Source organism: Luteibacter sp. dw_328 (genome assembly GCF_018449605.1).
In the GTDB taxonomy this organism is placed as follows: domain Bacteria; phylum Pseudomonadota; class Gammaproteobacteria; order Xanthomonadales; family Rhodanobacteraceae; genus Luteibacter.
Genome location: NZ_JAAVUW010000007.1, coordinates 262,834 through 281,674, shown reverse-complemented (window position 1 = coordinate 281,674; position 18,841 = coordinate 262,834). Strand labels below are relative to the sequence as shown.

At 64.8% G+C, this 18,841-nt stretch carries 17 protein-coding genes; 7 read left to right on the top strand and 10 right to left on the bottom strand.

Annotated elements, in window-relative coordinates; all coding sequences use genetic code 11:
* Positions 1 to 70: 70 nt before the first annotated feature.
* The 3 genes from HB634_RS18145 to hppD all read right to left on the bottom strand — a co-directional run bounded on the left by HB634_RS18145 (position 71) and on the right by hppD (position 3,556).
* Positions 71 to 1,051 (bottom strand): fumarylacetoacetate hydrolase family protein, encoded by a 981-nt coding sequence (locus HB634_RS18145; protein WP_213949612.1) that lies wholly within the window; start codon positions 1,049 to 1,051, stop codon positions 71 to 73.
* A gap of 15 nt (positions 1,052 to 1,066) precedes the next feature.
* Positions 1,067 to 2,377 carry a homogentisate 1,2-dioxygenase gene (gene hmgA, locus HB634_RS18140; RefSeq protein ID WP_213949611.1) on the bottom strand — a complete coding sequence of 437 codons (1,311 nt, stop codon included), beginning with the start codon at positions 2,375 to 2,377 and terminating at the stop codon, positions 1,067 to 1,069.
* 90 nt (positions 2,378 to 2,467) lie between these two features.
* Positions 2,468 to 3,556: a 4-hydroxyphenylpyruvate dioxygenase gene (gene hppD, locus HB634_RS18135; protein WP_063570849.1), complete on the bottom strand. Its 1,089-nt coding sequence runs from the start codon at positions 3,554 to 3,556 to the stop codon at positions 2,468 to 2,470.
* Positions 3,557 to 3,645: 89 nt separating this feature from the next.
* On the opposite strand from hppD, the gene HB634_RS18130 reads away from it, so the two are divergent.
* On the top strand, positions 3,646 to 4,095 hold the full coding sequence (locus HB634_RS18130) for a MarR family transcriptional regulator (RefSeq protein WP_063570850.1): 450 nt from the start codon (positions 3,646 to 3,648) through the stop codon (positions 4,093 to 4,095).
* A gap of 139 nt (positions 4,096 to 4,234) precedes the next feature.
* Here HB634_RS18130 and HB634_RS18125 read toward each other — a convergent pair whose 3' ends face one another.
* Positions 4,235 to 5,743, bottom strand: coding sequence for a peptide MFS transporter (locus HB634_RS18125; protein ID WP_213949610.1), 1,509 nt, complete (start codon positions 5,741 to 5,743; stop codon positions 4,235 to 4,237).
* Between the two features lie 70 nt (positions 5,744 to 5,813).
* Positions 5,814 to 6,662: a tryptophan 2,3-dioxygenase family protein gene (locus HB634_RS18120; RefSeq protein WP_213949609.1), complete on the bottom strand. Its 849-nt coding sequence runs from the start codon at positions 6,660 to 6,662 to the stop codon at positions 5,814 to 5,816.
* Positions 6,663 to 6,887: 225 nt separating this feature from the next.
* Here HB634_RS18120 and pdhA point away from each other — a divergent pair, with 225 nt between their 5' ends.
* The 4 genes from pdhA (at position 6,888) to HB634_RS18100 (ending at position 10,787) form a co-directional block, all read left to right on the top strand.
* Positions 6,888 to 7,967, top strand: a complete 1,080-nt coding sequence (gene pdhA, locus HB634_RS18115; protein WP_063573736.1) for a pyruvate dehydrogenase (acetyl-transferring) E1 component subunit alpha — start codon at positions 6,888 to 6,890, stop codon at positions 7,965 to 7,967.
* Positions 7,968 to 7,979: 12 nt separating this feature from the next.
* A complete protein-coding gene (locus HB634_RS18110) occupies positions 7,980 to 8,960 on the top strand; it encodes an alpha-ketoacid dehydrogenase subunit beta (RefSeq protein ID WP_063573737.1) in 981 nt (326 codons plus the stop codon).
* Between the two features lie 13 nt (positions 8,961 to 8,973).
* The gene (locus HB634_RS18105; RefSeq protein ID WP_213949608.1) at positions 8,974 to 10,365 is read left to right on the top strand and encodes a dihydrolipoamide acetyltransferase family protein; all 1,392 of its coding nucleotides are present in this window, start codon (positions 8,974 to 8,976) and stop codon (positions 10,363 to 10,365) included.
* Between the two features lie 122 nt (positions 10,366 to 10,487).
* Positions 10,488 to 10,787 (top strand): hypothetical protein, encoded by a 300-nt coding sequence (locus tag HB634_RS18100; RefSeq protein WP_213949607.1) that lies wholly within the window; start codon positions 10,488 to 10,490, stop codon positions 10,785 to 10,787.
* Here HB634_RS18100 and HB634_RS18095 read toward each other — a convergent pair.
* The 4 genes from HB634_RS18095 to HB634_RS18080 are packed head-to-tail and all read right to left on the bottom strand — an operon-like array spanning position 10,774 to position 12,940.
* Positions 10,774 to 11,301, bottom strand: a complete 528-nt coding sequence (locus tag HB634_RS18095; RefSeq protein WP_213949606.1) for a GNAT family N-acetyltransferase — start codon at positions 11,299 to 11,301, stop codon at positions 10,774 to 10,776. The genes HB634_RS18100 and HB634_RS18095 overlap by 14 nt on opposite strands.
* A complete protein-coding gene (locus HB634_RS18090; protein WP_213949605.1) occupies positions 11,298 to 11,834 on the bottom strand; it encodes a tail fiber protein in 537 nt (178 codons plus the stop codon). The genes HB634_RS18095 and HB634_RS18090 overlap by 4 nt, the downstream gene beginning before the upstream one ends.
* Positions 11,835 to 11,856: 22 nt before the next feature.
* Entirely contained in the window at positions 11,857 to 12,387 is a 531-nt protein-coding gene (locus tag HB634_RS18085) for a tail fiber protein (RefSeq protein ID WP_213949604.1), read from the bottom strand.
* A 22-nt stretch (positions 12,388 to 12,409) separates the two neighbouring features.
* Complete coding sequence (locus HB634_RS18080; protein ID WP_213949603.1) at positions 12,410 to 12,940, bottom strand: tail fiber protein; 531 nt, start codon at positions 12,938 to 12,940, stop codon at positions 12,410 to 12,412.
* 216 nt (positions 12,941 to 13,156) lie between these two features.
* On the opposite strand from HB634_RS18080, the gene HB634_RS18075 reads away from it, so the two are divergent.
* Together HB634_RS18075 and HB634_RS18070 are read left to right on the top strand one after the other, a co-directional pair.
* Complete coding sequence (locus tag HB634_RS18075; protein ID WP_213949602.1) at positions 13,157 to 17,875, top strand: putative Ig domain-containing protein; 4,719 nt, start codon at positions 13,157 to 13,159, stop codon at positions 17,873 to 17,875.
* A gap of 165 nt (positions 17,876 to 18,040) precedes the next feature.
* Positions 18,041 to 18,502: a DUF1456 family protein gene (locus tag HB634_RS18070; RefSeq protein ID WP_063573948.1), complete on the top strand. Its 462-nt coding sequence runs from the start codon at positions 18,041 to 18,043 to the stop codon at positions 18,500 to 18,502.
* 11 nt (positions 18,503 to 18,513) lie between these two features.
* Here the strand turns inward: HB634_RS18070 and HB634_RS18065 are convergent, their stop codons facing one another.
* Positions 18,514 to 18,840, bottom strand: a complete 327-nt coding sequence (locus tag HB634_RS18065) for a hypothetical protein (protein WP_213949601.1) — start codon at positions 18,838 to 18,840, stop codon at positions 18,514 to 18,516.
* Position 18,841: the final 1 nt, after the last annotated feature.

The window sequence follows — 18,841 nt, the reverse complement described above, 5'->3', positions numbered from 1 at the left end:
CGAAGGGTGCTCGCGACAACCTCGCCCGCTGCCGCGGGATCGCCGATGAATCGGCTCCTACACAGAGCGGTTATGCCTTGGCGATGACCTGCTCTATCGCGCCGAAGATCGACGCGCCTGAGGCGTCGGTGACGTCGATCTTCACCGTGTCGCCGAAGGACAGGAACGGGGTGCTTGGCTTGCCGTCGCGCAAGGTTTCCACCGTGCGCTGCTCGGCGAGGCATGAAGCGCCCTTGCCCGTGTCCTGGTTGGCGATGGTGCCCGAGCCGACCAGCGTGCCTGCGGTCAGCGGGCGCGTCTTCGCGACGTGGGCCACCAGCTGCGAGAAATCGAACTGCATGTCGACGCCGCACTCGGCTTCGCCGAACCACGTGCCGTTGATCCAGGTGCGCATCGGCAAGTGGAGCTTGTCGTCGATCCAGGCATCCCCCAGTTCATCCGGCGTGACGAACACCGGCGACAACGCGGAACGGGGCTTGGACTGCACGAAGCCGAAGCCCTTGGCGAGTTCGCCCGGAATGAGGCCACGCAGCGAAACGTCGTTGACCAGTCCGACCAGCTGGATATGAGCGGCAGCCTGCGCCGGCGTCACGCCCATCGGCACGTCGTCGGTGATGATGAGCACCTCGGCCTCGAGGTCGATACCGAACTCTTCGCTGGCGACGACGACCGGATCGCGCGGCCCGAGAAAACCGGCACTGGTCGCCTGGTACATCAACGGATCGACGTAGAACGACTCCGGCACCTCGGCGCCACGCGCACGACGTACGCGCTCAACGTGCGGAAGGTAGGCACTCCCGTCGACGAACTCGTACGCGCGCGGAAGCGGCGCGGCAAGCCTGGCCATGTCGAGATCGAACGCGCCCTGCGCGCCCCCCTCGTTGAGGTCTTCCGACAACGCGTTGAGGCGCGGCGCGATCGTGCTCCAATCGTCCAGCGCAGCCTGCAGCGTCGGCGCAATGCCGGTAGCCTTCACGGCGCGCGACAGGTCGCGGCTGACGACGATGAGCGTGCCGTCACGGCCGCCCTCCTTCAATGAAGCGAGTTTCATGCGATTCCTTGTCGATCAGGCCGACGGCGGCGTGAAGTGTTTCTTCAGCCCGCGCCAGCATTCGTAATAATTGCCCTGCAGCGACGGCGACTCGAGCGCCTGTCGCGTCGGACGGATGACTTTGCGCGTCTCGAACATGAAGGCCATGGTGCCAACGATATGGTCGGGACGCGAGACGTCCGCATTCGATGCTTTCTCGAAGCTCGCCGCGTCGGGGCCATGGCCGCTCATGCAGTTGTGCAGGCTCGAACCACCGGGCACGAAGCCGCCTTGCTTTGCGTCGTAGGCGCCGTCGATCAGGCCCATGAATTCGCTGGCGACGTTACGGTGGAAGTACGGCGGCCGGAACGTGTGCTCGGCGACCAGCCAACGCGGCGGGAAGATCGCGAAATCCATATTCGCCGTGCCCGGTGTGTCGCTGGCCGAGGTAAGTACGGTGAAGATCGACGGATCCGGATGATCCACGGCGATGGAGCCAATGGTGTTGAAGCGCCGCAGGTCGTACTTGTACGGTGCGTAGTTGCCGTGCCAACCGACCACGTCCAGCGGCGAGTGGCCGATGCTGGCCGACCATAATTCACCCTGGAACTTGGCCACCAGTGCGAAGTCGCCTTCGAGGTCTTCGTACGCGGCGACCGGCGTCAGGAAGTCGCGCGAATGCGCGAGCCCGTTCGCACCGATCGGCCCCAGGTCCGGCAGATGCAGCGGCGCGCCGAAATTCTCGGCGACATAACCACGGGCTTCGCCGTCGGGAAGCTCCACGAGAAAGCGCACACCGCGCGGCACGACCGCGATCTCCAGCGGCTCGACCTCGACCACGCCCAGCTCGGTTCGGATGCGCAGGCGTCCTTGCTGCGGAACGATCAACAACTCGCCGTCGGCGTCGTAGAAGTAGCGCCCCTTCATCGAGCGGTTGGCACAGTACAGGTGGATACCGACGCCGGCCTGCTCTTCGGCGCCGCCATTGCCACCGAGCGTCACCAGGCCTTCGACGAAGTCGGTCGGCGTCGACGGCATCGGCAACGGATCCCAGCGCATCTGGTTGGGCGTGGCCGGCGCTTCGTGGAAGCGGTTATGGAAGGTCGTGTGCGCTAGTGCCGAAAACGGCGAATGCTGCGCGGCCGGGCGAATGCGGTACAGCCAGCTGCGTCGGTTGCGGTGGCGCGGCGCGGTGAACGCGCTGCCGGAAAGCTGCTCGGCGTAGAGGCCGTGTGCCACCCGCTGGGGAGAATTCTGGCCGGTAGGCAGCACGCCAGCCACGGCTTCCGTGGCGAACTCATTGCCGAAGCCGGTCTGGTAGCCGCGCGTGTCGTCGGTGTGGCTCATCGTGGGGATCCTTGGGATGAACGCATCGCGGCGCGGTCCGTCTCAGGACCGCGCCGCGCTTAGTCTAGCTTTCGCGAAGGCCTCGCGCGCTTAGAGCACGCCGCGGCGCATCTGGTCGCGTTCGATGGATTCGAACAGCGCCTTGAAGTTGCCGTTACCGAAGCCTTCGTTGCCCTTGCGCTGGATGATCTCGAAGAAGATCGGACCGATGGTGTTCTGCGTGAAGATCTGTAGCAACAGCTTCTTCTTGGTCTCGTCGTCGGCGTCGATCAGCAGCTTGTTCTTCTGCAGACGGGGAATATCCTCGCCATGGTCCGGCACGCGGATGTCGATCACTTCGTAGTACGTGTCCGGCGTTTCGAGGAAGGCCACGTCCAGCGCGCGCATGGCTTCCACCGACTCGTAGATATTGTCGGTGAACAGCGCGATGTGCTGGATGCCTTCGCCGTTGTACTCACGGATGTACTCGTTGATCTGCGACTTCTCGTCCGCCGATTCGTTGAGCGGAATGCGGACCATGCCGTCCGGCGCGGTCATCGCCTTGGACACCAGGCCGGTCTTCGCGCCCTTGATGTCGAAGTAGCGGATCTCGCGGAAGTTGAACAGACGCTCGTAGTAGTCCGACCACTTCTGCATGTTGCCGAAGTGCAGGTTGTGGGTCAGGTGGTCGATGAAGGTCAGGCCGAAACCCTTCGGGCGACGGTCGACGCCAGAGATAAACTCGAACTCGCTGTCGAACACGTCGCCCTTGGCGCCGTAGGTATCGATCAGGTACAGCGCGCAACCACCGATGCCCTGGATGGTCGGCACGTCCAGTGCGAGGGTGTCGGCCTTGTGCTCGACCTTCTCGGCGCCATTGGACAGCGCGGTGGCCTGCACGTCGGTCGCCGGACGGTTGAAGCGGATGGCGAAGCCACAGGCGCTCGGGCCATGCTCGGCGGCGAAGTCGGAAGCGAACGAGTTCGGCTCTTCGTTGACCAGGAAGTTGCACTCGCCCTGGCGATACAGGGTGATCTTCTTCGTCTTGTGCTTCGCCACCGCGGTGAAGCCGAGCTTCGGGAACAGCGTGTGCAGCAGGGCCGGATCCGGCGCGGCGAATTCGACGAACTCGAAGCCATCGACACCCTGCGGGTTTTCGAAGGTGGTGACTTCCATACCGATATTGGGCTGGGCGCTCATGGGCGATACTCCTGGCATTGGGCACGGCTTGCGCCGACTACCCGCACGTTATAGTTTCACTTGTAACCAATTGCAAGGACCAGCACAGCATGACCCTAGAACCCGTTGCCGCCCATGCCCCGCTGGAGCTCGAGCATTTCCTGCCCTATCGCCTGTCCATCCTGTCGAATACGGTGAGCCAGTCGATCGCCACGGAATACCAGGACCGCTTCGAGCTGAGCATGACGGAATGGCGTGTGATGACCATCCTGGCGCGGTTTCCGGAGATCTCGGCACGGGAGGTGGTGGACCGCAGCGCCATGGACAAGGTGGCGGTGAGCCGCGCGGTGGCAAGGCTGGTCGACGCGGGCCGCGTGGACCGCGGCATCCACGACGGCGATAAGCGCCGCTCGGTGCTGAAGCTGTCCGAAGCCGGCTGGGCGATTCACGACGAGGTCGCGCCGCTGGCCCGGGCGCACGAGCGGGAGCTGCTGGCCCGCCTCGACGAGGGCGAGCAGGCGCAGCTGAACAGCATCCTGGACAAGCTGCTGGCGTTGTAAGGAATCGGGCCGGCGATCTTTGAATCGGAATCGCGACGCTTGGTAGGAGCCGATTCATCGGCGATCCACGGTTGCGACACCGTTAGGGATCGCCGATGAATCGGCTCCTACCGAGCAAGGGCGATCGCCAGAGCGCGGCTTATTTGACGCCGTGCATCAGCCGGTTGATTAGCGGCGCGATGAGGAAAAGCAGGATGCCCGCGCCCACCAGCAGCTCGAAGCTGAAAGTGAAGCCGCTCAGCGCCGAGCCCACCGTCATGCCGGTTTCGCCGCTGATATGGCCAGCGAGCAGGCCCGAGAGGTTGTTGCCAATGGCCGTGGAGAGGAACCAGCCACCCATGGCCAGGCCCACCACGCGCATCGGCGCCAGCTTGGTCACCATCGACAGGCCGATGGGCGACAGGCACAGCTCACCGATGGTCTGCAGTACGTAGCACGCTGCCAGCGGCCAGAACGGGATGAGGCCGTCGCCGCCGACCAGGCTCTTCAGCGCGTACATCAGCACCAGGAAGGCCAGCGCGTTGAAGATCAGGCCGAGACCGAACTTGCGCGGGATCGACGGCTCCTTGCGGTGCCGGGCCGACCAGCCCCAGGCCAGTGCCACGAGGGGTGCGAAGACCAGGATCGCCGCCGAATTCACCGACTGGAACCAACCGGTCGGGAATTCCCAGCCGCCGAACATGTGGCGGTCGACGATGTTCTGGGCGAGGAAGTTGAAGGAACTACCGGCCTGTTCGAAGAACATCCAGAACAGCACGTTGAAGGCGAACAGCAACAGCATCGCGATCACGCGATGGATCTGGATGCGGTCGTGACGCACGGCTTCGACCACCAGCATCACGGCCACGCCGATGAACAGCACGCCGAGCAGCCAGGCGATGAAGATCGCGCCGGCCTTCGCCATCAGCAGGTACACCAGCGGAATGGCGATGAGAATGCCGATGATGACGCCGATCAGGTTCTTGCCCTCGTGGCGCTCCGGCGGCGGCAGGCCGACGCCCTTCAACTGGCGCTTGCCGATCAGGAACCAGACGAAGCAGACCACCATGCCGAAGCCGGTGGCGGCGAACACGGCCTTGTAGTTGTCCTGCAACGGCGTGTCGGTCAGTACCGAAGCGAGCCAGCCGGTCACCAACGGGGCGAGGAAGCCGCCCATGTTGATGCCCATGTAGAAGATGGTGAACCCGCGGTCGCGACGATCGTCGCCCACCGGGTAGATCTGGCCTACCAGGGACGAGATGTTCGGCTTGAACAGGCCGTTGCCGACGATCACCGTAGCCAGGCCGATGAGAAAGATGTCCTGGTTGGGCACCATCACCATGAACAGGCCGGCGCCCATGACCGCCGCGCCGACCAGGATGGATCGCTGGTAACCGAGGATGCGATCGGCCACATAGCCGCCGAAGATGGCCGACGCGTAGACCAGCGCCAGATACGAGCCGTAGGTTCGGCTGGCATAGCCCTGACCTGCCTGATCGCCGTGGAAGAACTGCGCCACGATGTACAGCGTGAGCGCCCAGCGCATGCCGTAAAACGCAAAGCGTTCCCAGAACTCGGTCATGAACAGCATCCACAGGGGACGCGGGTGACCCAGGGTCTGCGGGTAATCGGGCACGGGCCTGGCGGTGGCTGGGGCGGTCGGTGTCATGCATTTCCCTTGGGCGTGAAGACGCTTCGTGCAGGGTGTTTAACCGTCCGGGCAGCCGCCCGTCAAATATTTACGTTCCCAGGATGGTGCGTACTTCGATCAGTTCGGGGAAGAAACTCTGTTCCAGCGCCTTGCGCAGGAAGGCCACGCCGGAGGAACCGCCGGTACCGGCCCGGAAGCCGATGATGCGCTCCACGGTCTTCATGTGGCGGAAGCGCCAGAGCTGGAACGACTCTTCGATGTCCACCAGTTCCTCACTGAGATGATACTCAGGCCAATGGTGGGCGGTGTCCTCGTAGATCCGCTTGAACACGGGTAGCAGGGCGGGCTGGCTTCGCCAGGGCTGGGTCAGGTCGCGCTCCAGCAGGTCGACCGGCACGGGGTGGCCGCGGCGCGCGAGGTAACGCAGGAATTCGTCGTAAAGCCCCGGCGCCTCGAAGATCGCCTTCAGCCGCTCATGCGCCACGGGATCGTGCTCGAACACGCGAAGCATGTCGGCGTGCTTGTTGCCGAGCAGGAACTCGACCATGCGGTACTGCAGGGACTGGAAACCCGACGAGGGGCCCAGCACGTCGCGGAACTGCAGGTATTCGGCCGGTGTGAGCGTCTCCAGGACGCCCCACTGCTCGTAAAGCTGGCGCTGGATGGCCTTGACCCGGGCCAGGATCTTCAGCGTGCCGTCCACGTCGTCCGCGCGCAGGTGCGCCAGGGCGGCGTCCAGCTCGTGGATCATCAGCTTCAGCCACAGCTCCGAGGTCTGGTGCTGGACGATGAAAAGCATCTCGTCGTGGTGGGCGGGCTGGCTGCGGGGTACCTGGGCACTGAGCACCTGATCCAGCCTGAGGTACTCGCCATAGGTAAGGCGGCCGTCGAGATCGGTGCGGATACCGGGTTCGAGGTCGCGCTGGGAATTGGCCATGGACGATTTCACATTCAGGGTGGACCGGCCGCAAACGGCGCCGTGGCGCGGTTTTGGGACTGGCGATGGCCGGTTCTATGCTGCGCCGTGCCTTGCCGGGCCATAATACCCCTGATATCTAGTCCGGCTCGCAACAACCCGAAAGTCGCTCGTGCCCCACTGGATGGGCCCGTCCGCTTCCCCAATCGTGCGTGTCGTTTCTAACCCTTCCCCTGGGAGCGAGTCGTGTCCATCGCCGCCAAGTTCGAAATCGAATATCTGCAATACCTTGACCAGGACGGCAAGGAAACCGGAAAGGAACTCCCCGCATTCGCCAAGGACCTCGACCACATGGTCGAGCTCTACAAGCTGATGGTGTCCACGCGGGTGTTCGACGCCAAGTCGATCGCCCTGCAGCGCACCGGCAAGCTCGGCACCTACGCCTCGTGCCTCGGCCATGAAGCCGCTCACGTGGGCATCGGCAGCGCCATGCGCCGCGAAGACTCGCTGGCCGTGTCATATCGCGAATACGGCGCCCAGCTGTATCGCGGCGTAAAGCCGCGCGAGGTCTACACCTACTGGGGTGGCGACGAGCGTGGCAACGACTTCGCCGACGCTCCCGCCCACGACTTCGCCTGGTGCGTGCCCATCGGTACGCAGTGCCTGCACGCCGCTGGCTCCGCGCTCGCCTTCAAGATCCGCAAGGAGGCCCGCGTGGCCGTCTGCACGATCGGTGACGGCGGTTCGTCCAAGGGCGACTTCTACGGTGCGATCAACGTGGCCGGCGCGCAGCAGCTGCCGATGGTCGCCGTGATCGTGAACAACCAGTGGGCGATCTCGGTGCCGCGTCGCATCCAGAGCGGCTCGGGCACGCTGGCCCAGAAGGGTATCGCTGCCGGCCTGCCCTGCATCCAGGTGGACGGCAACGACATCATCGCCGTGCGCGCTGCCATGGAGATCGCGCTCGAGCGCGCACGCTCCGGCCAGGGCGCCAGCGTGATCGAAGCGGTGACCTACCGCCTCGGCGACCACACCACCGCCGACGATGCGCGCCGTTACCGCGGCGAGCAGGAAGTGAAGGACGCCTGGGAACGTGATCCCATCCCGCGCCTGCGCAAGTGGCTCGAAGGCAAGGGCAAGTGGGACGAGACGAAGGAAGAGGCCTGGAAGGCCGAGTGCGACGACTGGATGGACAACGAGGTCAACGCATACCTGGAGACGAAGAACCAGCCGGCAACGGCCATGTTCGACTACCTGTATGCCGAACTCCCCGCCGACCTCGAAGCGCAGCGAGAGATCGTCGCTTCCCTCGATCGCACGTCGTAAGGAACTCTTCCCATGGCACAAATCACTCTTATCGAAGCAGTGACCCAGGCGCTCGCCTACGAAATGCGCAACGACGAAAGCGTCGTGGTGCTCGGTGAGGACGTCGGCGTCAACGGCGGCGTGTTCCGCGCCACCCAGGGCCTGCAGGAACAGTTCGGCGAAATGCGCGTCATCGACACGCCGTTGGACGAAGCCACCATTGCCGGCCTGACCATCGGCCTCGCCGTGCAGGGCATGAAGCCCGTCGCGGAAGCCCAATTCGAAGGCTTCATCTACCCGATGATGGAGCACATCGCCTGCCACGCTGCCCGCATGCGCAACCGCACGCGCGGCCGCATGACCGTGCCGGCCGTGTGGCGCGCCCCGTGGGGCGGCGGCATCCGCGCACCGGAGCATCACTCCGAGGCGAACGAGCATCTGTTCACCAACATCCCGGGCCTGCGCGTGGTCATGCCGTCGTCGCCGGCGCGTGCCTACGGCCTGCTGCTCGCCGCCATCCGCGATCCGGATCCGGTGATCTTCTTCGAGCCCAAGCGCATCTATCGCCAGTACAAGGAAGAAGTGCCCGATGACGGCGAGGCACTGCCGCTCGACGTCTGCTTCGTGCTGCGCGACGGCACCGACGTGACCCTGGTGACCTGGGGCGCGCAGGTGAAGGAATGCCTCGAGGCCGCCGACGAGCTGGCACAGAAGGGCATCAGCGCCGAAGTGATCGACGTGGCCACGCTCACGCCGCTCGACTTCGACACGATCGCCGAATCGGTGACCAAGACCGGCCGCTGCGTCATCGTGCACGAAGCACCGAAGACCGCCGGTTTCGGTGCGGAAATCGCTGCCCGCCTCGCCGAAGAATGCCTGTACAGCCTGCTTGCACCGGTGCAGCGCGTTACCGGTTTCGATACCCACATCCCGCTGTTCCGCCTGGAAATGAAGTACCTGCCCAGCGTCGAACGCATCGTCGAGGCCGCCGAGCGTACGCTCGCGGCATCCTGAGGAACCTATCGCAATGGCCGACATCAAGACCTTTTACCTGCCGGACCTCGGCGAAGGCCTGCCCGACGCGACCGTCGTCGAATGGCACGTCAAGGAAGGCGACACGATCAAGCTCGACGCACCGCTGGTGTCCATGGAAACCGCGAAGGCCGTCGTCGATGTGCCCTCGCCGTATTCCGGCACCGTGAAGAAGCTGCACGGCGCCGTCGGTGACATCATCGAAACCGGCGCGTCGCTGGCCGATTTCGAGATCGACCCGAACGCACGCCAGCGCGCCGAAGCCGAATCCACCGGCCATCACCATGGCCCGAAGAAGAGCGTCGGTAGCCAGGCGCCGGACGACGCGTCCAAGGTCATCGCTTCCGACGACGGCGGCGAGATCGATTCGGACGGCCCCGCGCCGGCCAAGCGCGAAGACGAAGGTACCGTCGTCGGCGCCATGGTCAGCGGCAACGCCGTGCACACCGAGCAGGTCTCCAGCGCCGGTGGCGTCAAGGCCGTTCCGGCCGTGCGTGCCCTCGCCAAGAAGATGAAGATCGACCTCACCCGCGTGCAGCCGACCGGCGCCGGTGGTGTCATCACCATGGGCGACGTGAAGAACGCCGCCGCCAACGGCAGTGCCGCCGTGGGTTCGGCTCCGGCAGCACGCCCGGCCGCCGCGCAGCACCTCGCACCGACGCTTCCCGAGCCGGGTCCGGCGCCTTCGCGTACGCCGGTGTCCCTGGCCGGCAAGGCCGTTCGCACTTCGCCCCCGGGCAAGGAAGCGATGGGTCAGCCGGAGCAGCTCAAGGGCGTTCGCCGCAACATGGCGCGCGTCATGGCCGATGCTCACGCGCAGGTCGTCCCGACCTCCATCGTCGACGACGCCGACCTGCACGCCTGGATCGGCAAGCAGGACATCACCGCCCGCCTCATCCGCGCGGTCGTGGTGGCATGCAAGGCCGTGCCGGCGCTCAACGCCTGGTTCAACGGCAAGGACCTCACGCGCACGCTGCATCCTCACGTGGACATCGGTATTGCCGTGGATACGGACGACGGCCTCTTCGTGCCCGCTCTGCGTAATGCGGACGTGCTCGACGGTGCCGGTATCCGTGCCGCCATCAAGCGCCTGCGCAGCTCGGTCGAAGATCGCAGCATCGCGGCGTCGGAGCTCTCGGGCTACACGATCAGCCTGTCGAATTTCGGCATGTTCGCCGGCCGGTACGCCACCCCGGTGGTTGTCCCGCCGACCGTCGCCATCGTTGGCGCCGGCAAGCTCAGCCACGACGTGGTCGCGGTCATGGGCGGTATCGAAGTGCATCGCCGGATGCCGCTGTCGTTGACGTTCGATCATCGTGCGGCAACGGGTGGTGAGGCGGCTCGGTTCCTTAAGGCGATGATTGACGATTTGGGCTTGCCGAACTAAGGGCATCGCCGCTGAAGCGGCTCCTACAGAGGGGCCGCGATGATCGACGATTCCGGTATTCCGAACTAAAGTAGACGTCCGCGCCCCTTCTGGGGCGCGGACTACTTCGGGGGAAGGATTCCATGCAGTTCCTACAGATCGAGCACTTCGCGCCACACCTCAACGACACCTTCCACGTCGACGTCGGCGAAGGTGATTCCGCCTTCGTGCTGGTCGAAGTGAAGCCCCTGCAGGGCGCGGGGCCGACGATGCAGGGCGCGGTCCGCGCGGGCTTCTCGTTGCTGTTCCACAACACCGCCGCCATCGTCTTTCCGCAGCGCATCTACGCGATGAAGCACCGAGGGCTGGGCGAATTCGGCATTTTCCTGGTGGCCATCGCGCGCGACGCGAACGGCTTCATCTACCAGGCTATCTACAACTAGCGCGCATCTGCCGGTGCATGCCGCCGGCCTCACCTTCATCGACGAATCCTAGTCGCGCGTACAGACGCATGGCGGCGGGATTGTTCGTGGCCACGCTCAGTGTGACGGCGGGAGCGAGCGCCCGGGTTGCCTGGAGCAAGGCCGAACCGATGCCTTGCCCGCGTCGTTCTGCGAGGATCGCGATATCCACGACGTGCCAGGCATCGTCCTTGATGTCGAGATAGTAGCGACCGATATCGCGATCGCCGCAGCGCAGTCGCAGGAAATGGGCGTTGGGGAAATAACGCACGAAATGCGTGTGCTGCAGATCGAACTGGCTGTTGGCGAAGGCCGCCTTCGTCGCTTCCTGCCAGCCGGTGAACGCGAGTTCGTCATCGCGCGTCTGCCGATACAGGGACCGCAGGAAGGGCATGTCGCTGTCGTCACATGCATGCAGCGTGACATCCGCGATCGACAGCGACGCCGCGATGGCGCCGCTGTCCGCACGAGCCCTGGGAAATGCGGGCAGGCTCACTGGAACGCGGGGAAAGTGCCTTGAAGGGCGATGCAGAAGTTCAGCCCCAGGAAGGGCTGGCAATTCTCGTGTGGCTGATTGCCACCCGTATTGCTGACCGCCGTCGGGGCGAAGGTGGTCGTTGGCGTGGCGCCCGCAACGAACGGCGACGTGGTAGCTGGCGTCACCAGCGCGCTGCCCGGGGCGGGAACCGACGTAAGCAACGCCGCATTGTGCTGCACGTACACCGACATGCTGTGGTTGTGCGACGGCATTTCCTGCACCGTAAGCGTGTGGCCGAACTCACCGTACGTTTCACCGGCGACCCGTGGTGTCGTCGCCGGGGCGCCCGCACCGATCCCGCCGGGTGCACGGGAGGCGAGGTTCGGCAACTGGAAAGTCGACGTGCCATTGCCACCGTAGGTCGTACCGATCAGCGCGAACAACGAGGTGTTCTGTTGCAGCGCGAGGGTCGCGCCGTTACAGAAAGCCCAGTTCATCGGTGCGAAGTTGAAGCCGAAGACCTGGATTTCGCCGAGAAAGGGTTGCGTCATGAGAATGTCTTCCAGGCGAAGGTCAGGATTGCGAAGGAAAAATGCCAGCCCAGGCGATGCAGAACGCCACGCTGAGGGTCGGCATCAGATTGTTGTGCGGCCCCGAACCACCCTGTGCGCCGATCGCAGTGACGCCCAGTGGATAGGCAGTCAGACCGGCGACACTGGAGGTGTACATGGTGTCCGGAGCGATGCCGCCGAACACAACCGTGGGACCCGGCGTGGCCGTGGTACCGGTATCGGTCGTCGCCACGCAGGCGTGGTTGTGCACAGGCAACTGGTTCGGTAATAGCGTGACCGTTTCGGTACCGGTCTGCTGACCGAGCACATACCGACTCAGGCCAGGACCCTGTCCCTGTTCCACCGGAATGCGGCCCCGCAGATCGGGGACGGCGAAGGTCGTCACACCGTCTCCACCGTAGGTCGTACCGATCAAGGTAAAGAGAACCTCGTAATCGGCGATCGAAAGCAGGCTGCCATCGCAGGCTTGCCAGCCCTGGGGAACACGACTGAAACCGAACATACGGATTTCACCGACATAACACTCAGACATGATGTGGCTCCTTTGTGCTGCGTCAGCCGCGCGAGGGGTAAATGCCCGACAGCGCGATATTGAAGCCCAGCACGCTCAGCGGCTGGATGTTGCTGTGCGAGGTGCTTCCACCGTTGGGGCCCACCATGGGAGGGGCCAGCGGCGTGGGGTGCGCATTGGCTGCGTAGAACGATTCCGTGCCAGAGCCGCCATAGAGCGCATTGGCTGGAGACCTGACCGCGCCGGCTGTCGTCGTTGCGCTGAGCGGATGCGAGTGCGTCGGCATCTCCGTTTGCAAGAGTGTCACTGACTCGACGCCTGCCAACATACCCACGGTATAGGTCGGCGGCTGCCAGGCCGCATCGACCGACGAGACCGCGCCGACCGGCGTACGGCTTCGCAGGTCGGGCAGGCCGAAGGTCACGGTGCCGTTACCACCGAACTGCACACCTAAAAGTGAGAACAAGGCGGAGTTCTGGTTGATAGGCAACAGCTGACCGTTGCATTGCGCGAAGCCTCTCGGCGCGAAGTTGAACCCCGCGAGCATGATTTGCCCGAGGTAGTAATTAGACATGGTGCGTCCCCTGGTTGGTTGGCGCACGCCCCCACGCCGTGGGTCGCACTCTCGTGGATGCGATGAGGGCTAACAAGAGGCATAGCCGGCACTTTTGACGACGCTGCCGTTTCTGCACATTGCTGGATCGCACTCGCCCCGATACTACCCGCGCCGCTTCGCAAGAAGGCGCGCGTATGCGCGACAGGACAGCGGCGTCAGGGAACAGGGGACATTATGAAAACGCTTTTCTTCGGAGACCGCACGCCGGTCGCCTCCGGTCGCACGCGCGTACGCTGCGCAAGGTGGCTTGTCTTCTTTTGTCTGCTGATGCTGGGTGGTGTGGCACATGCCACCACTTGCCCGGTTGAGCACATCACTGTCACAGCGGGCGGCAGCGGCACCGCCGATGCAAGCGATTGCTCCGTATTCGGCATCGCCGGCGTGATACGTCCGCCCGAACATGGGTTCGCCCCGGATGGCCCCACGGCGAATCCAAGCAACCTCAACGGCAGCGGTATTATTTATTACACCCATACGGCCGGGGACACTGCCACCAGCGACAATTTCTCTGTTCGCGATTCTGGCGATAACACGGCGATCGAGGTGACGGTCACCATCATCCAGACGAACCCGACGATCACCACGGCTGCCTTGCCCAATGGTGCGATCGGCGCGGTCTACAACCAGACACTCGCCGCCAGCGGCGGCACTGCTCCCTATACGTGGTCGCTGAGCAGCGGCGCGCTCCCCGCGGGCATCACCGTTTCCTCGGCAGGTGTCGTCAGCGGCACACCCACGCAAGCCGGCAACTTCAGCCCGACATTCACGGTAACCGACAGCGGCAGCCACACCAGCGCGAAGAATCTTGCGTTGTCAGTGACCGCGCCGACGGCGATCAATCTGGGCGCGCTTCCGAACGGCAGCGCCGGTGTGCCGTACACCCAGACCGTCACCGCCTCCGGCGGTACGGCGCCCTACACCTTTCAGCTCATCAGCGGCGCGCTTCCCCCCGGCCTGGTGATCTCTACCTCTGGCGTCGTCTCGGGTACGCCGACGACGGCGAACGCCGCGACGTTCACCCTCAAGGCTACCGATAGCTCGACGGGTACGGGAGCACCGTTTACCGGACAGCTCGCCTACACCGTGACGCCAGCCGCTCCCGTCATCGCCATCACGCCAGCGACCTTGCCCGCGGCGACGGCAGGCGTCGCCTACTCGCAGTCGCTCAGCGCGTCCGGTGGATCGTCGCCCTACACGTTCGCCGTCACGTCCGGCTCGCTGCCCAGCGGGATAACGCTCACGGGCAACACGCTATCCGGCACCGCGATGGCGGGAGGCTCTTTCCCCATCACGATCAAGGCGACCGACGCCCTGAACTTCACGATGAGCACCGCCTATACCCTCACCGTGAACGCCCCGACGATCGCCATCGCGCCGGCGACGTTGCCAACCCCAACCGTTGGCGTTGCCTATTCGCAAGTGCTCACTGCGTCGGGTGGTACGCCTGGCTACACCTTCGCCATGACGGGCACCCTGCCCGCCGGATTGACGTTTACCGGCGATACGATAAGCGGAACGCCGACGGCGGCCGGGCCGTTCAACGTATCCGTCACGGCAACCGACAGCCTCAGCTTTTCCAGCTCACCGCGAGCGTACAGCGGCACCGTGGCTGCGCCGACGATCACCCTCACGCCAGGCAGCGTCCCTGCGGGTGTGGTGGGTCAGGCTTACTCGTCGGCGTTGATCGCCGGCGGCGGTACCGCTCCCTACACGTTCAGCTCGACGGGCACGCTTCCGCCCGGCGTTTCCCTGTCGCCGTCGACCGGCGTACTGTCAGGCCAACCCACGGCAGCGGGCACATATAACTTCACCGTCACCGTCACCGACAGCTCCACCGGCACGGGTGCACCGTTCACGAAGCAACTTGCGTACACGCTGACCGTCAGCCCACCGACAATCACGATCGCGCCGACCACCTTGCCGGCTCCCGCGATCGGGACGCCCTACACGCAGTCCGTCACGGCCACCGGGGGAAGCGGCACCTACACTTACGCGGTCACTGGAGGCGCGCTGCCGGCAGGTCTGACGCTCTCCGCGGGCGGCACGCTGTCCGGTATGCCGACTGCCGCAGGCACCTTCAGCGTCACGACGACCGCGACCGATGCCTTCGGCAGCACGGGAAGCCGGCTCTATAGCTTCACCATCGCCGCGCCGACCATCACGGTCTCGCCGGGAACATTGGCGAATGCCCATGTCGGGCAAGCCTTCACCGGAGCGTTCACCGCGAGCGGCGGCACGCCTGCTTATACGATCACCGAAACCGGTGCACTGCCCCCGGGCCTGAGTTTTGCCAACGGTACGATAAGCGGCACGCCCACCCAGGCTGGCAGCTTCCCGGTCACGGTCCATGCGACGGACAGCACGACCGGCACCGGCGCGCCCTTCAGCACGACGATCAACACGACGCTGACCGTCGATGCGGATCCGCTCGTCCTGTTGCCAGCGAGCCCGGCGCTTACGGCGACCTACGGTGTGAGCAGCAGCGTCGCCTTTACCAGTAGCGGTGGTTCAGCACCGCGCACGTTGTCGCAAACGGGTAGTTTGCCCGCGGGCATGACGTTCGATGCGGCAAGCGGACTGCTGAGCGGCACGCCGACCGTGACGGGGAGCTTCCCCTTCACCGTGTCGGTCACCGACGGCAGCGCCGTTCCCGTGACGGTCAGCCGTGCGTATACGCTGACGATCGCAGCCGTCACCGTAGGCATCTCGCCGGCTACCTTGCCGAACGGCATCGTGGCCACTGCCTACACCACGACACTGACGGGAACCGGCGGTGTCGCGGCTTACACATTCATCGTCAGCTCGGGTGCTTTACCGCAGGGCCTCACGCTATCCCCGGGCGGCATCCTTGCCGGCACCCCGACGGTACACGGCCCGGCATCGTTCACCATCCAGGCCACCGACGCGCACGGCATGACGGGGACGCATGCTTATACCGTCACGATCGGCGATGCCATACCGGTTGCCGTGGCCGATACAGCCAGCACGCCGGCTAACCAGGCCGTCTCGATTCCGGTCACCACCAACGACACCGGCGTGATCACGTCGGTCACCGTGGCGAGTAATCCCGCACACGGTGCGGCGGTCGCTAACGGCCTGTCGATCAGCTACACGCCTGCCGCCAACTTCTTCGGTACCGACACCTTCACTTACACGGCAACCGGTCCCGGCGGTACATCGAGTGCCGCCACAGTCACCGTCACCGTGCAGGCGGGTGCCGTCCCGATCGTAACCAACCAGGCCGTCACGGCGACGGCCGGCAATCCGGTCACCGTCAATGCCACCACGGGCGCCACCGGCGGCCCCTTCACCACGGTGGCTATCGTCACCGCGCCCACCGTCGGCACGGCCACCGTGAACGGCACGAATATCGTCTACGCCGCACCTGCGGATGCCAGCGGTATCCAGCACTTCACCTACACCGTGTCCAACGCCTTCGGTGCATCTCAGCCGGGCACGGTGACGGTGACGCTGCAGGAACGACCCGTCGCTCCCGCGTTGAGTGCGACGGTTGCCGCGGGACAGAACGTGCAGGTGGACCTCACGTCCGCTGCGCGTGGCGGTCCGTTCACCGACGCCACGGTGGTTTCGCTTTCACCCACGCAAGCAGGGCACGGAACGATCGTGAAGACGGCGAACGGCTATCGCCTTGACTTCGCGGCAGCGGCCGCTTTCTCCGGCCAGGCACAACTGGTCTACACGCTCGCCAACGCCTATGCGACATCGCAACCGGCGACCGTGACGATCACGGTGACCGCGCGGCCGGATCCGTCGAAGGATCCGGAAGTGCTCGGCGTCCTCGGTGCGCAGGTGGATTCCACGCGGCGCATGGCGACGGGGCAGATCTCGAACTTCCAGCAGCGCCTGGAATCGTTGCATGGGGCCGCTAACTCACGCTTCAGCAACGGGCTGAGTTTCAGTTCCGGTGGCGGTCGCACGCCTACGGATACGACTCGTCCGGGTAAGGGTGTGGCGGATGCGATGACCGATCCGAACGGCCCGAACTTCCTGCAGCCGGAGCCGAAGGGTTCGCCGGTGCAGGAAGGATCGAGCTCGCCGGATGATGTCGCCTTCTGGACCGGCGGTGCCGTGAACTTCGGTTCGACCGATCGCGGCGCCGCGACCAACGGTGTGGACTTCACGACATCAGGCGTCAGCGTCGGCGCGGACAAACGTCTGTCGAATGCCCTCACGCTGGGCCTGGGTGTCGGCTACGGCCACGACAGCAGCGACATCGGCAAGATGGGCAGCCACAGTTCCGCGACGGCTTACAACATCGCCCTCTACGCCAGCCTGCGACCAAGCGACGCGACGTATATCGACACGCTGATCGGCTACCAATGGCTGGACTTCGATGCCCGCCGCTACGTCACGGCGGATGGCGGACGCGTCACCGGCAGCCGCGACGGCAAGCAGGCATTCGCATCGGTCGCGGTCGGATACGAACACGACAACGGCAGCATGCGCCTGACGCCGTACGGACGCCTGGACCTGGCACGTGCCCAGCTGGACGGCTATACCGAGCATGGCGACTCCACGTACGCGCTCGACTACCGGGGTCAGAACGTGCGGACCTCGACCGGTGCCCTGGGCCTGCGCGCGGAATTCCGCCTCAAACGCGACTTCGGCATGTTGGTGCCGCGCGTGCGAGTGGAGTACCAGCGTGATTTCCAGGGAAGCAGCGACGCCACCATGAGCTACGCGGATCTGCTCGCCGGGCCGCTCTATCGGGCCAACGTCGGCAGCACGGCGCGCAACCACGCACTGCTCGGGATCGGCGCGCAAGCGCAGTTCAATAGCGGACTTACCTTGCGGGTGGAGTACCAGGCCCTGTTCGATGCCGCGACCCACGCCAACCAGTCGATCCTGCTGGGCATCGAAAAGACGTTCTGAGCCCGAACGGACCCGGATCAGCCTGATGGGAGAGGATTCTCTTCCACCAGGCTACCGCTTCAGCGGCGTCCTTCTGTCGGCGGGCGTCACCCTCCCAACGGCGCGGACCCTCTGTGGGAGCCGCTTCAGCGGCGATAGGACCCGCCTCAGTGCTACCCTATGCGCATGCTCAACAACGACACCCTACGCAGCATCCGCTACATGCTCGACCTCGGTGAGGTCCATGTGGTCGAGATCCTCAAGCTCACCGGCTTCGAAGCCAGCCGTGAATCCGTCGACCCCTGGTTGCTCAAGGAAGACGAACCCGGCTTCGTCGAGATGCCCGACCTGGCCATGGCCCATTTTCTCGACGGCCTGATCCTGCAGCGTCGCGGCCGCGACGAAAGCCAGCCGTCACGCCCCGTCGAAGCACGCATCAACAACAACGTAGTGCTGAAGAAGCTACGCGTCGCCTTCGAGCTGAAGGAAGACGACATCCTCGAGCTCATGGCCGCCGCCAGCTTCAAGGTGACCCGTGGCGAGATCAACGCCCTCTTCCGCCAGCCCAAGCACAGCAACTTCCGCCTCTGCGGCGACCAGTTCCTGCGTAATTTCCTCAAGGGCCTGACCAAGCGCCTGCGCGGCTGAAACCGCGCGCTTTACGGAGCGCGAGGCTTCCAGACGATCTGCCGGATGATCAGCGCGACGACCAGCACGGCAACGAACGCGCCGTAGCCCCACAACGCAGGGACGACCTGCTGCCAGATGGCACCGCTCTTCGGACCGAACTTGTCGGCAGCCGGTATGACCACGGCATCGAAGGACGTCATCGCCGCCTGCACCGCCGTGGCGACTGCCGCGACCAGGGCCAGCACGTCGAACGATCGACGCGTGACATTCTTCAGCAAGGCTTTCGGGTAAGCCCAGTAAGCCCAACCCAACACGATCAGCCAGGGCGCCAGCAGCATGAGGGCCAGATAGCGCATG

Excerpts from the sequence above, each read along its gene's own strand:
- HB634_RS18145 (WP_213949612.1), bottom strand. The coding sequence starts at position 1,051 with ATGAAACTCGCTTCATTGAAGGAGGGCGGCCGTGACGGCACGCTCATC.
- hmgA (WP_213949611.1), bottom strand. The coding sequence starts at position 2,377 with ATGAGCCACACCGACGACACGCGCGGCTACCAGACCGGCTTCGGCAAT.
- hppD (WP_063570849.1), bottom strand. The coding sequence starts at position 3,556 with ATGAGCGCCCAGCCCAATATCGGTATGGAAGTCACCACCTTCGAAAAC.
- HB634_RS18130 (WP_063570850.1), top strand. The coding sequence starts at position 3,646 with ATGACCCTAGAACCCGTTGCCGCCCATGCCCCGCTGGAGCTCGAGCAT.
- HB634_RS18125 (WP_213949610.1), bottom strand. The coding sequence starts at position 5,743 with ATGACACCGACCGCCCCAGCCACCGCCAGGCCCGTGCCCGATTACCCG.
- HB634_RS18120 (WP_213949609.1), bottom strand. The coding sequence starts at position 6,662 with ATGGCCAATTCCCAGCGCGACCTCGAACCCGGTATCCGCACCGATCTC.
- HB634_RS18110 (WP_063573737.1), top strand. The coding sequence starts at position 7,980 with ATGGCACAAATCACTCTTATCGAAGCAGTGACCCAGGCGCTCGCCTAC.
- HB634_RS18105 (WP_213949608.1), top strand. The coding sequence starts at position 8,974 with ATGGCCGACATCAAGACCTTTTACCTGCCGGACCTCGGCGAAGGCCTG.
- HB634_RS18100 (WP_213949607.1), top strand. The coding sequence starts at position 10,488 with ATGCAGTTCCTACAGATCGAGCACTTCGCGCCACACCTCAACGACACC.
- HB634_RS18090 (WP_213949605.1), bottom strand. The coding sequence starts at position 11,834 with ATGACGCAACCCTTTCTCGGCGAAATCCAGGTCTTCGGCTTCAACTTC.
- HB634_RS18085 (WP_213949604.1), bottom strand. The coding sequence starts at position 12,387 with ATGTCTGAGTGTTATGTCGGTGAAATCCGTATGTTCGGTTTCAGTCGT.
- HB634_RS18080 (WP_213949603.1), bottom strand. The coding sequence starts at position 12,940 with ATGTCTAATTACTACCTCGGGCAAATCATGCTCGCGGGGTTCAACTTC.
- HB634_RS18075 (WP_213949602.1), top strand. The coding sequence starts at position 13,157 with ATGAAAACGCTTTTCTTCGGAGACCGCACGCCGGTCGCCTCCGGTCGC.
- HB634_RS18070 (WP_063573948.1), top strand. The coding sequence starts at position 18,041 with ATGCTCAACAACGACACCCTACGCAGCATCCGCTACATGCTCGACCTC.
- HB634_RS18065 (WP_213949601.1), bottom strand. The coding sequence starts at position 18,840 with ATGCGCTATCTGGCCCTCATGCTGCTGGCGCCCTGGCTGATCGTGTTG.